Origin of the sequence: Nonomuraea sp. NPDC049709 (assembly GCF_040674815.1) — a bacterium.
Classification (GTDB): domain Bacteria; phylum Actinomycetota; class Actinomycetes; order Streptosporangiales; family Streptosporangiaceae; genus Nonomuraea.
This window is the reverse complement of record NZ_JBFANM010000110.1, coordinates 22,036-33,255: the sequence shown is the minus strand read 5'-3', so window position 1 is coordinate 33,255 and position 11,220 is coordinate 22,036. Positions and strand designations below refer to the sequence as shown.

At 73.0% G+C, this 11,220-nt stretch carries 10 protein-coding genes; 7 read left to right on the top strand and 3 right to left on the bottom strand.

From position 1 onward, the window contains the following. The first annotated feature begins 197 nt into the window (after positions 1 to 197). Complete coding sequence (locus AB0J69_RS55640) at positions 198 to 371, top strand: hypothetical protein (protein ID WP_364136291.1); 174 nt, start codon at positions 198 to 200, stop codon at positions 369 to 371. Here AB0J69_RS55640 and AB0J69_RS55635 read toward each other — a convergent pair. Beyond that, positions 364 to 2,013: a hypothetical protein gene (locus tag AB0J69_RS55635; RefSeq protein WP_364136289.1), complete on the bottom strand. Its 1,650-nt coding sequence runs from the start codon at positions 2,011 to 2,013 to the stop codon at positions 364 to 366. The genes AB0J69_RS55640 and AB0J69_RS55635 overlap by 8 nt on opposite strands. A gap of 158 nt (positions 2,014 to 2,171) precedes the next feature. On the opposite strand from AB0J69_RS55635, the gene AB0J69_RS55630 reads away from it, so the two are divergent. Then, positions 2,172 to 2,477 carry a hypothetical protein gene (locus AB0J69_RS55630; RefSeq protein WP_364136287.1) on the top strand — a complete coding sequence of 102 codons (306 nt, stop codon included), beginning with the start codon at positions 2,172 to 2,174 and terminating at the stop codon, positions 2,475 to 2,477. After that, complete coding sequence (locus AB0J69_RS55625; RefSeq protein ID WP_364136285.1) at positions 2,465 to 2,644, top strand: hypothetical protein; 180 nt, start codon at positions 2,465 to 2,467, stop codon at positions 2,642 to 2,644. Before AB0J69_RS55630 ends, AB0J69_RS55625 begins: the two co-directional genes overlap by 13 nt. A 111-nt stretch (positions 2,645 to 2,755) precedes the next feature. Here the strand turns inward: AB0J69_RS55625 and AB0J69_RS55620 are convergent, their stop codons facing one another. Next, positions 2,756 to 5,197 carry a glycoside hydrolase family 3 N-terminal domain-containing protein gene (locus tag AB0J69_RS55620; RefSeq protein ID WP_364136283.1) on the bottom strand — a complete coding sequence of 814 codons (2,442 nt, stop codon included), beginning with the start codon at positions 5,195 to 5,197 and terminating at the stop codon, positions 2,756 to 2,758. Positions 5,198 to 5,447: 250 nt separating this feature from the next. On the opposite strand from AB0J69_RS55620, the gene AB0J69_RS55615 reads away from it, so the two are divergent. The 4 genes from AB0J69_RS55615 (at position 5,448) to AB0J69_RS55600 (ending at position 10,622) form a co-directional block, all read left to right on the top strand. After that, positions 5,448 to 6,398 (top strand): right-handed parallel beta-helix repeat-containing protein, encoded by a 951-nt coding sequence (locus AB0J69_RS55615; protein ID WP_364136281.1) that lies wholly within the window; start codon positions 5,448 to 5,450, stop codon positions 6,396 to 6,398. 116 nt (positions 6,399 to 6,514) lie between these two features. Further along, entirely contained in the window at positions 6,515 to 8,938 is a 2,424-nt protein-coding gene (locus AB0J69_RS55610) for a polysaccharide lyase 8 family protein (RefSeq protein WP_364136279.1), read from the top strand. 128 nt (positions 8,939 to 9,066) lie between these two features. Next, on the top strand, positions 9,067 to 9,228 hold the full coding sequence (locus AB0J69_RS55605) for a hypothetical protein (RefSeq protein ID WP_364136277.1): 162 nt from the start codon (positions 9,067 to 9,069) through the stop codon (positions 9,226 to 9,228). An 11-nt stretch (positions 9,229 to 9,239) separates the two neighbouring features. After that, on the top strand, positions 9,240 to 10,622 hold the full coding sequence (locus AB0J69_RS55600; protein WP_364136275.1) for a glycosyltransferase family 2 protein: 1,383 nt from the start codon (positions 9,240 to 9,242) through the stop codon (positions 10,620 to 10,622). A 7-nt stretch (positions 10,623 to 10,629) separates the two neighbouring features. Here AB0J69_RS55600 and AB0J69_RS55595 read toward each other — a convergent pair whose 3' ends face one another. Then, the gene (locus tag AB0J69_RS55595) at positions 10,630 to 11,220 is read right to left on the bottom strand and encodes a TetR/AcrR family transcriptional regulator (RefSeq protein ID WP_364136273.1); all 591 of its coding nucleotides are present in this window, start codon (positions 11,218 to 11,220) and stop codon (positions 10,630 to 10,632) included.

The window sequence follows — 11,220 nt, the reverse complement described above, 5'->3', positions numbered from 1 at the left end:
CCGACTGCTCGACCTCGGCGAAGGCCGCGCGGTGTGGGCCTGCCTGGCGTCCCGTCGCCGCCTAGATTGGCCGAGCGGACCGTCCCCCGGGCTCGCCGGCACCGGCGGCCCTGGGGGCAAGCCCTGGTACGGCGGGGGACCTACCCGGCCCTCCGCCCCGCGCTACGAGCGTGAATCCGCACACGGGAAGGAAGCCGATGAGCGACGACTGGCGACCGCGTTCGGCGGACGTGCTGGTGCTCCTGATCCAGGCGTACCTGGCGTACGTCCCCTGGCTCCTGGAACACGTCGGCGGGGTGTGGCGAGTCACCACCGGGTCCCGGCCGAGGTGCCCGGCCCGGCGGCCGGGCACCGGTCATCGGGTCACTTGACGATGATCTGATGGGTGGCCTGGGCCGGTCCGGTCCCGCCGTCCCCCGCATAGCTCGCGAGGTAGCTGTACCTGCCGGCGTTGGCGGGCGTGTCGGTGAACGTGTACGTGCCGTCGGCGTTCACCCTCACCGGCGGGAGCTTGACGGTCTTACCGCTGGTGCCCTTGACGTACAGGGTGCGCTGCACGGTGAGCGGGGACCCCGGAGAGGGCGGCCTGCCGCCCGCCGTCAGGACGCCGCTCAGCTCCACGGCCGTGCCGGCGACGCCGGACTGTGGCCCTGTCAGGGTGAGCGTGGCTTCGCGCTTGACCGTCACGGTGACGGAGGCGCTGCTGCGGCGGTGGCTGTCGTCGCCGTCCCAGAACACCCAGTAGATCACCTCGCCGACGTACGGCGGCAGCTCGAAGACGGGCGTGTCCTGGAAGGTGAACGTGCCGTCCTGCCGCGTCGTCACGCCGGTGATCGGCAGTTTCGTCCAGCCGGGCAGGTACTGGATCACCGTGAGCGGCTTGAGCCCGAGCGCCTCGCCGTCGGCGCGGGTGAGCCGCCCCTCGACGGTGATCGGCGAGCCGGCGTACGCGTCCGCGGGGGCCGTCACCGTGAGCTTGGTGGCCGGTAGCGCGACGCCCGTCACCCGCCACAGCAGCAGCCGGTCCGTGGAGCTGCGCAGCAGCGCGAAGACGTCCGTGCCGGAGAACGCGACGCCGTCCGGGAGCAGTTCGGCGTCCGGCTGGTCGGCCGCGAACAGCTCCGCGCCCGTCGCGGCGTCGTAGAGGGTGAGGTCGGTGCTGCCCCACTGGCGTCCGGCCGCGACGTACGCGCCGTCCGAGCCGAGCGCCACGGCGGACGGGTACCCGTCCCAGCCGTCGCCGTAGGTGCCGGTCGCCGCCAGGGTCCTGGTGTCGTACCTGGTGAAGTGACCGGGGGTGTCGGCCGCGCTGAACAGGGTGCCGCCGTCGGAGCTCAGGGTGAGGTCGCGCAGGGAGTCGATGCGCCACTCCTCGCCGTCGATCGTGCCGCGCAGCGCGGGGGCGCCGTCGCCGAGGTCGTAGACCAGCATGTCGGCGTGGTGCAGGGCGGTCTGGCCGACCACGAGCGTGTCGCCGGCGGCCGCGAGCACGGGAGGCCGCAGGTGCTCGCCCCCGACCGCCACGGGCGCCGGGGCGCTCGCGCTGAGATCCAGGCCGACGACGCCGCCGGGGCCGTTGTCGCATCCGTGCCCCACCCACAACCGCTCGCCCAGCAACGCCAGTGTGGACGGGCAGGGGTGGGCCGACAGGTCGATCCGGCGGGTGACGGCGAGGCTCGCGGTGTCGATCTCGGCGACCTCGTTCGAGCCGGTGAGAGCCGCGTACAGGCGGGTGCCGTCCGCGTTCACGGCCAGCTCTTGGACGCCGGGCAGGCCGGTGACGACGCCGCCGGTGAGGTTTCCGTCAGTGTCGGCCACGATGATGCGGTCACCGGCGGGAACGAACACCCGGCCGCCACCGACGGCTAGGTCGGCGGTGTAGGAGTCGGCGACCCCGAGGTCGGTGGTGGTGCCGGCCGCCGAGGCGGCGGGGGCCGTGACGGTGAGCAGGCCGGTGATCAGGCCGGCGGCGCCGCAGTAAGCGACTAATCGGCGAACCAGGGATGGGGACACGAGAGCCTCCTGCCGGTACGGGAACATGTGTTCTAATAACGTCTCACGGGTGCTCCCACGTCAAGATCATCTGGTCGCGCGACACCAAACCGTGATCAAGCACCCTCCGGCGTTCGAGACCGGGACGATTGTCGGTGCCCGCTCACATAGTCGTCGCCATGACGATTCCCCTCACGTGGGTCCGCGCCGTCCGCGGCCACGAGCTGGTGCTGGACGGGATGACCCTGCGCTGCAGGAAGACCGGCGGCCAGCTGCCGGCGTCCGTGCCCAGGGCCGTGCGGTCCAGCCGGGTCGGTGAGCAGTTCGCGGCGCTGCTTGAGCACCTGGACGGGCACGAGAAGGAGTGCCGCGCCACCGTGGAGTCATGGATGCTGAACGGGCCGCCGGTGCCTGCCGGGCTCCTCGCCGGATGTGGCCCGACCCCTGGTGGTGGGCCTGCCTGCGGCACCTGGTGGTCCGCGTAGAGGGGCGGGCCGAGCTGCTGGAGGAGGTGTCCGAGGACGGGCGGGTGAGCGTCAGGACGGCGGACGGCGTCCCGTACGAGTCGCCGCCCGGCGCCCCGGTGACTCCGGCGCACCCCCTCCTGCTGGACGACCCGGGGGCCGTAGCGGCGGCCGCTGGCCGAGCATGACGCCGTTCAGGGCATTGAGCAGGTGAGCGCCGGGTCCATCGCGGGCGGGAAGGCCATGGCCCCTAGCCATGTGACCCCCACCCCTCAAGATCCCGAAGTGTCACTGGAGTACTACGTGCAGGTGTAGCCGGAGGGCAGGGCGGTGCTGGTGTTCGGGCGGCCGGCCTGGAAGCCGAAGGAGGTGGTGGCGCCGGCGCTCAGGGAGCCGTTGTGCGGGGCGTTGCGGGCCGTGACGGTCTGGCCGGTCACGGTCAGGGCGGCGTTCCAGTGGCCGGTGAGCGTGTGGCCGGCGGGCAGGGTGAACGTGACCGTCCAGCCGTTCCGCGCCGTCGTGCCGGTGTTGGTCACGGTCGCCTGGATGACGTACCCGTTGCCCCACTGGCTCTGCGTGGACGGGGCGACGGTGCAGCCGCCCGTGCCGCCCCCGCCGGTCGTCAACGTCACCGTGCCCGAGCGGGGCGAGCGGTTGCCGGCCGCGTCCTTGGCGTACACGGCGAAGGTGTAGGAGGTGTTCGCCGCCAGGCCCGTGAGTGCGGCCGAGGCGGTCGCGGACGAGGCCGCCGCCGTCTCGGTCGTCCCCTGGACGCGCACCACGTCGTAGCCGGTCACGCCCACGTCGTCGGTGGCGGCGGCCCAGGTGAGGGTGGCCGAGGAGGAGGTGACGGCGGAGGCGACCGGCGTGCCGGGGGCGGTGGGCGGGCTGGTGTCGTCCTCCGAGGGCTCGTACGCCAGCCCGTACCCCTGCGCGAACAGCGGCGTCTTGCCGTCGCCCGCGTTGATCGGCTGCTGGGAGGCGGCGCTCATCCAGGTCATGGGCAGCTTGCCGGTCGGCTGTACTGCCCCGAACAGCACGTCGGCGACGCCCTGCCCCTCGGTGCCCGGCAGCCAGGCGGCGACCAGGGCGTTCCAGCCGGACAGCTGGGAGGCGATGTCCAGGGGCCGGCCGGAGACGAGCACGACGACGACCGGCACGCCGGCGGCGCGCAGGGTGGCGATGGTGTTCAGGTCGGTGGTGTCCAGGCCCAGGCCGCCGGGGCGGTCGCCCTCGCCCTCGGCGTACGGGGTCTCGCCGACGACCGCGATCGCCACGCGGTAGGAGCCGTCGATCCCGCTGCCGTCCCGGCTGTAGGTGACGGTCGCGCCGGACCCGACGGTGTTCCTGATGCCCTGCAGGATGGTGGTGCCGGGGGTGATGTTCCCGGACGAGCCCTGCCAGGAGACCGTCCAGCCGCCGCTCTGGTTGCCGATGTCGTCCGCGCTCTTGCCCGCCACGAAGATCTTGCCGCCGGTCTTGGCGAGGGGCAGCAGGCCGCCGGCGTTCTTCAGCACGACCTGCGACTTGGCCACCGCCTCGCGGGCCAGCGCCCGGTGCGCGGAGCTGCCCACGCCCGCCGTGTACGACCGGTCGGTGAGCGGCTTCTCGAACAGCCCGAGCTCGAACTTCTTGGTCAGCACGCGCCGCACCGCGTCGTCCACCCGCGCCGTGCTGACCCGTCCGGCCTGCACCTCGGCGCGCAGCAGGTCGATGAAGCGCCGCCACTCGGTGGGCACCATGGCCATGTCGATGCCGGCGTTCACGGCGGTGCGCACGTCGAGGGCGGACAGGCCCGGGGCGCCGTCGATCTGGTCGATGCCGTTCCAGTCGGAGACCACGAAACCGTCGAAGCCCAGCTCGCCCTTGAGCACCGTGGTGATCAGGTACTGGTGACCGTGCAGCTTGGTGCCGTTCCAGCTGCTGAACGAGATCATGACCGAGCCCACGCCGCGCTCCACGGCGGCCTCGAACGGCGGCAGGTGGACGGCCCGCAGCTCCGCCTCGGAAAGTTGCGTGTCGCCCTGGTCGGTGCCGCCGGTCGTGCCGCCGTCGCCGAGGTAGTGCTTGGCGGTGGCCAGCACGGAGGCGGGCCCGTTCAGCGCCGTGCCCTGCAGGCCGGTCACGATCGAGGCCATCGACGAGGGCAGGTCCGGCGTCTCGCCGAAGGACTCGTACGTACGCCCCCAGCGGTCGTTGCGCGCCACGCACAGGCAGGGCGCGAAGTTCCAGTCGATCCCGGTGCCGGCCACCTCCTCGGCCACGGCCCGCCCGATCCGCTGGGCCAGGGCGGGGTCGCGGGTGGCGCCGAGGCCGATGTTGTGCGGGAAGATCGTGGCGCCGACGACGTTGTTGTGCCCGTGCACGGCGTCCACGCCGTAGACGAGTGGGATGCCCAGGGGCGTGGCCAGGGCCGCGTTCTGGAACCTGTCGTACATGTCCGCCCAGCCGGTCGCGGTGTTGGGCGACGGCGCCGAGCCGCCGCCGGACAGCACGGAGCCGAGCCGGTAGGCGGTGATGTCGGAGTCGCTGACCGAGCCGCGCTCGGCCTGCGTCATCTGCCCCAGCTTCTCGTCCTGCGACATCCGGGACATGAGGTCGGCGACCCGGGTCGGGACGGGAAGGGCGGGGTCCTGGTAGGGGAAGGCGGCCATGGCGGTCGCCGGGGGCGCGACCAGGCTCGCCGCGACGAGCGCCAGCGCCGCCGCCCTGCTCGTCCATCTTCTGCTGGGGTTGCTCATCGCAGGCTGCTCCGGCTCGGCTCGAAGGGGTTTGGGAGCGCTCCCACAAGCACTCTAGGCGCCATCCCGCGACTTTCCCGGCCCCGCTGCCCGCGCCCGTCCGGCCTACCTTCCGCACCAGCGGAAACGAGCCGGGAGCCGGTGAAACTTTCATCGCCGCTTTACCGCTTTCGAGACGATGTCGATAATGCGCTCAGGAAAGCGCTTTCCGAACGACCGACCGACAGTTTCCCAGCGAGCGGAGAGCACCATGCCCTCGAGATGGATGGCCGCCCTGGCAGTGGCCGCCGCCCTCGTCCTGCACCCCCTCGGCGCGGAGGCGGCGGCCGACGCGCCGACCGGGTTCGCGGCCGTCAACGCGCTCGGCCAGAACGGCACCACCGGCGGCGCCGGCGGCCGGACCGTGACCGCCACGAACGCCGAGCAGTTCCTGGAGTACATCGACAGCCTCGAACCCCTGGTCATCCAGGTCTCGGGCACGATCGCGATCACCAGCAAGCAGGGGGTGCGCCCGAACAAGACCATCGAGGGCGTCGGGAACACCGGGCACATCACCGGCGGCGGCCTGGACTTCTACCGGTCGTACAACGTGATCGTCCGCAACCTCCGCTTCACGGACGCCGAGGACGACGCGGTCAACATCGGCCAGCAGTCGCACCACATCTGGATCGACCACAACACCTTCTCCGGCGCGGTGGACGGGTCGGTGGACATCGTGCGGGGTGCCGACTACGTCACGGTCTCGTGGAACCACTTCGACCACGCCGACAAGGCGATGCTGATCAGCCACTCCGACGGCGCCGCCGGCACCGACGTGGGCCACCTCAAGGTGACGATCCACCACAACTTCTTCGACCACAGCCGCCAGCGGCACCCGCGCATCAGGTTCGGCGAGCCGGTGCATGTCTACAACAACTACTTCCTCGGCAACGAGCTGTACGGCGTGGCCTCCACGGAGAACGCCGGGGCCGTTGTCGAGGGCAACTACTTCGAGAACGTGCCGCACCCGCTCCACTCGGCCAGCGGGTACGCCGACAGCGGCCCCGGCCGGGCCGTGCAGCGCGACAACATCTTCGTCAACTCCGGCACCCCCGAGGTGGCCGGGACCGTGGTCGAGCCGCGCACGTACTACGGATACACGGTCGATCCGCCGCAGAACGTTCCGGCGGCGGTGCGGGCGGGCGCCGGAGCCCGCCTATAGGGCATGAATCGGTCAGTAGTCGATCAATGCCCTTGACGTCGGCCCCGCTTGCGGGGTGATCGCTCTATATCGTCCCCGATGTCCGCAAGTAAGCACGATCGGCCTCGGGGGTCCTCATGGCGGGTGGATGGACGCGGCGCGCGCTCCTGCGTGCCGCGGGCGGGGCGGCGCTGGTCCCCGGGCTGCCCGCCACGGCCACGGCGAAGGCCACGGAAGCGGGCGCCCCGAAGTACGCGGAGCTGCGGGCGCGGTGGCGGACGCTGCTGCTCGGGGACGGCTTCGACCGGAAGGCGGAGCCGTACCGGAGCCGGCTGGCCGAGCTGGGCCGGGCGGCGGCGGGCCACCGCGCGCGGATGGCCCCCGAGCGGGGCGCACTCTGGCGCGGCCTGGAGTACGCGGGCTCGGACGAGCTGCCGCACGTGTCGTCGGGGCACCTGTACGAGAGCTTCACCAGGCTGCGCGTGATGGCCGAGGCGTACGCGCAGCCCGGCACCGGCGTGACCGGCCAGACCGAGCTGGGCCGGGCCGTGCTCGCGGGCCTGGACCACCTGCTCGCCGACGTGTACCACCCGGGCACCACCGCGTACGGGAACTGGTGGCACTGGCGGATCGGCGGCCCGCAGGCGCTGCTGGACACGGCGGTGCTGATGTCCGGGCGGCTGACGGAACGCCGGGCGGACGCCTGCTGCGCGGCGGTGGACGCGTTCGTGCCGGAGTCGGCGGTGGCCCGCTACGAGGGCAACAGCACCGGCGCCAACCGGGTCGACCTGTGCCGCGTGCTGGCGCTGCGCGGGGTCCTCGGGGGTGAGGCGGCGCGGATCCAGCTGGCCAGGAACGCGCTGGCCCCGGTGTTCGTCCCGGTCACCTCGGGCGACGGCTTCCACGCCGACGGCTCCTACCTCCAGCACTCCTGCGTGCCGTACGTCGGCGGCTACGGCGCGGTGCTGCTCGGCGGGCTCGGGATGCTGGCCGCGCTGCTGCGCGGCTCGGACTGGGACCTGAACGGGCCGGAGCTGCGGGCGTTCCTCGGCGTGGTGGAGCGGGCGGTGCCGCCGTTCGTGTACAACGGGCTGGTCATGGACAACGTGGCCGGGCGCGGCGTCAGCCGCGGCGGGTCGCCGGGCCGGCCGGACGACCACCGGCGCGCGCACGGCCTGCTCGCCTCGATGGCGCTGCTGGCCGACGCCATGGACGATGCCGTGGGTGATGCCGCGGGCAAGGAGCGCGCGGAGCGCTGGCGGGCCATGGTCAAGGGCTGGCTGGAGCGCGGCCGGCCGGTGGCCGACAACCGGTCCCTGGGCATCGCCCGCGTGGCGCGGCTCCGGGCCGTGGCCGCCGCGAAGGTCCAGGCGGCGGCCGAGCCGGTGGAGCACCGGCTGTTCCCCGGCATGGACCGGGCCACCCACCGGCGGCCGGGCTGGGCGGCCTCGGTGAGCATGGCGTCGCGGCGGGTGGCGCACTACGAGTACGGCAACGGGGAGAACGCGCGCGGCTGGCACACGGGGGCCGGCTGGTTGTCGTGGTGGGGGGACGGGTTCGGGGAGGAGCAGTACGCGGACGCGTTCTGGGCGACCGCGGACCCGTACCGGCTGCCCGGGGTCACGGTGTCCACCAAGCGCCTGGCGGACGGGGAGGGCGGCGAGTGGACGTTGCCCCGGCCGGACGCGGCGTGGGCAGGCGGCGCGACGGACGGGGAGTTCGCCGCGGTGGGGCAGGACCTGCGGGGGCTGGGCAGCACGCTGGCGGCCAGGAAGGCCTGGTTCTTCCTGGACGACTGCGTGGTGTGCCTGGGCGCGGGCATCGCGTGCGCGGACGGGGTGCCGGTGGAGACGGTCGTGGACAACCGCAACCTGGGCGCGCGCGGCGGGGCCTTCCTCCGCGTGGACGGTGAGCCGGCGGGCGCCGCCCCGGGACGGCCGGCGCGGCGGCCCGGCGTCTCCTGGGCCCACGTCATGGGACACGCCGGGTACGTCTTCCTCTCCCCCGCCGACCTGAACTTCCTGTTCGAGGAGCGGACCGGCTCCTGGCGCGACGTCAACGCCGGCGGCTCCCCCGCCCCGATCACCCGGCGGTACCTGACCATGTGGCTCGACCACGGCGCCGACCCGGCCGGCGCCTCCTACGCGTACGCGCTCATGCCCGGCGCGAACGTGGAGACCACCCGCGCCCGCACGGTGGACGGCCGGGTGGAGGTCCTGGCCAACACGGCGGCCGTGCAGGCGATCAGGGTCCCGGAGCTGGGCCTGACCGCGGCGAACTTCTGGGCCCCCGGCCGGGCCGGCGGGATCTCGGTGAGCGCTCCCGCGTGCGTGCTGGTCCGCGAGCGGTCCGACGGCACCGCCCTGCTGTGCGTCTCCGACCCGCCGCGTCAGGCGGCCGCGCTCGCCGTCACCTGGGAGCACCCGGTGCGCGCCGTGGTCTCCGCGCCGCCGGTCGTCACCGCCACCACCACGGGCCGGTCCCTGGGCCTGACGTTCACCGACCTCCGGGGTACGGCCGGGGCCACCCAGTCGATCACTGTTGCCCTGGCTCAACCATGAATTGAATGACATGACCGTTTCTTCGGGGAAATTGAGCGCTTGTAAATGCCTTTAGGTGGCGTGGGGATTACCAGAAATCCCCTCCGGCGAAATCCACTGCGTTACCTCATGTCACCCGAGGAGGCCAAATGGCATACGGGTCCCTGGCGGGCTTCGGCAGTGGCGTCGCGGTGGCCGCGCTGGCGGGCGGGCATCTCTGGCTGGTCGTGCTGTGCGGCTCGCTCGTGCTGGTCAGCGCCTTCCTGGTGCGCTCCAGGTTCCGGCGCGGGCGGGGACCACTGTGCCCCTGACCGCTGGGCCCGTGACCGCCGCGGGAATCACCGCCCGGTACACCGGTCACCGGAAACTGCTTGTCCTGGGGGCGCTTCCGGTCGCCGGATACGCCGCCTGGGGCATCGCCCATCTGGCCGCGTCGGCGGGGGCCGTCGACGGGCGCCCCTACGACATGTCGGTCGCCTGGCCGGCCTCCTTCCTGCTGCTGTGGTGGATGCCGCTGGCCTGGTTCGAGCGGCCGGTCCGGGTCCCGCCCGGGCGGCGGGGGCAGCTCGCCGCGCTGCGGGTGACCGTCCAGGTCCCCGTCTACAACGAGGACCCCGAGGCGCTGCGCGCGTGCCTGCGCTCGGTGCTGGCGCAGAGCCGGCGGGTGAACCGGGTGCGGGTGGTGGACGACGGCTCCGCCGACCGGGTGACCGGGGAGCCCATCACGTACGACGAGGTGCGCCGCGAGTTCGAGGCCCAGGCCGCGGTGCGGGGCATCGAGACGACCTGGGTCCGTACGGAGAACCGGGGCAAGCGCTTCGCCCAGATGCGCGTGCTGGCCGAGGACGACGGAGACATCTTCCTCACCCTGGACAGCGACTCCGTGCTCGACCGGCACGCCGTGCGGGAGGGGCTGGCGCCGTTCGCCGACCCGCGGGTGCAGTCGGTGGCCGGGCACGTGCTGGTGCTGAACCGCACGGCCAACCTGCTCACCCGGATGACCTGCTTGGTGTACGTGCCCTTCACCCGCGGCCTGCGCAGCGCCCAGTCGGTGCTGCGGAGCGTCACGATGAACTCCGGCGCGCTGGCCTTCTACCGCGCGGACGTGGTCCGCCGGGCCGCCGGCGCCTACGAGAACGAGCGCTTCCGCGGGCGTCCCATGCAGATGAACGACGACTCCATGCTCACCTTCTACGCGCTGCTCGCCGGCCGCACCGTGCACCAGCCGTCGTCGCTGGTCTTCACGCTGGCGCCCGAGCGGCTGGACCACTACGCGAAGCAGCAGCTGCGCTGGATGCGCGGCATCACGGTGCGGCACCTGTGGTGGTTGCGGTACCTGCCGCTGACCGGCGTGGTCTTCTGGACCACGGTGGCGGAGTACCTGCACCTCCTGCTCGCCCTGGCCATCCCGATCGTGCTGGTCGCCGACCCGGCCTGCCGGGCGCACCTGGGTGAGCTCTCGGTGGCGGCGGCGCAGATCGGGCTGGCCATGAACTACCTGATGGCGCTGCGGCTGTTCACCGTGCGCCGGAGCGACGAGAGCACGGGGGCGCGGCTGCTGCTGTTCGCGCTCGCGCCGCTGGCCTCGGTCTGGCGGCTGCTGGTGCTGCGCCCGCTGTACCTCTACGCGGTCCTGACCTGCTGGCGGGTCAACCGCTGGGGCACCCGCGGCGGCGTGGAGGTCTCGCTCACCGCCTCGGCCTAGAGCCCGGTCACACCTTCAGCGCGGCCAGGAACCGGTCGGCCTCCGCGGCGATCCGCGGCAGGTCGGCCGCCGGGTCCTCGGACCGGGCCAGCAACATGCCGCCCTCGCACAGCGCACCGAAGGCGAGCTGCGCGCGGGCGGCCAGGTCGCCGTCGGGGGCCTGCCCGGCCGCCACGGCCACGCGCAGCCCGTCGAGCAGGACGCGCAGCATGTGGTCGTGCTCGATCTCGCGGACCCGCTCCCAGCCCAGCACCGAGGACGCGTCCAGCAGCACGATCCGCCGGAACCGGGGGTCGAGGCAGTGCTCCAGGAACGTGCGGCAGCCGCGCCGCAGCGCCGCCCACGGGTCGCTCTCCTCCGTGGCGACCCGCAGGAGCCGGGCCTCGACCGCCTCCAGCTCCGCCACGAACGCCGCCAGGAACAGCTCCCCCTTCCCGCCGAAGTGGTGGTAGGCGGCCCCCTTGGTCACCCCGGCCGCGGCCGCGATCGCGTCGATCGAGGTGGGCGCGTATCCGTGGGTCCCGAACAGCTCACGCGCGGCCAGCACCAGCCGCCCCGTGGTCTCGTCCGAACGTTCTGCCTGGGTACGGCGGATCAT

Coding starts and splice junctions, on each gene's coding strand:
- AB0J69_RS55640 (WP_364136291.1), top strand. CDS start 198: ATGAGCGACGACTGGCGACCGCGTTCGGCGGACGTGCTGGTGCTCCTG.
- AB0J69_RS55630 (WP_364136287.1), top strand. CDS start 2,172: ATGACGATTCCCCTCACGTGGGTCCGCGCCGTCCGCGGCCACGAGCTG.
- AB0J69_RS55620 (WP_364136283.1), bottom strand. CDS start 5,197: ATGAGCAACCCCAGCAGAAGATGGACGAGCAGGGCGGCGGCGCTGGCG.
- AB0J69_RS55615 (WP_364136281.1), top strand. CDS start 5,448: ATGCCCTCGAGATGGATGGCCGCCCTGGCAGTGGCCGCCGCCCTCGTC.
- AB0J69_RS55610 (WP_364136279.1), top strand. CDS start 6,515: ATGGCGGGTGGATGGACGCGGCGCGCGCTCCTGCGTGCCGCGGGCGGG.
- AB0J69_RS55605 (WP_364136277.1), top strand. CDS start 9,067: ATGGCATACGGGTCCCTGGCGGGCTTCGGCAGTGGCGTCGCGGTGGCC.
- AB0J69_RS55595 (WP_364136273.1), bottom strand. CDS start 11,220: ATGATCCGCCGTACCCAGGCAGAACGTTCGGACGAGACCACGGGGCGG.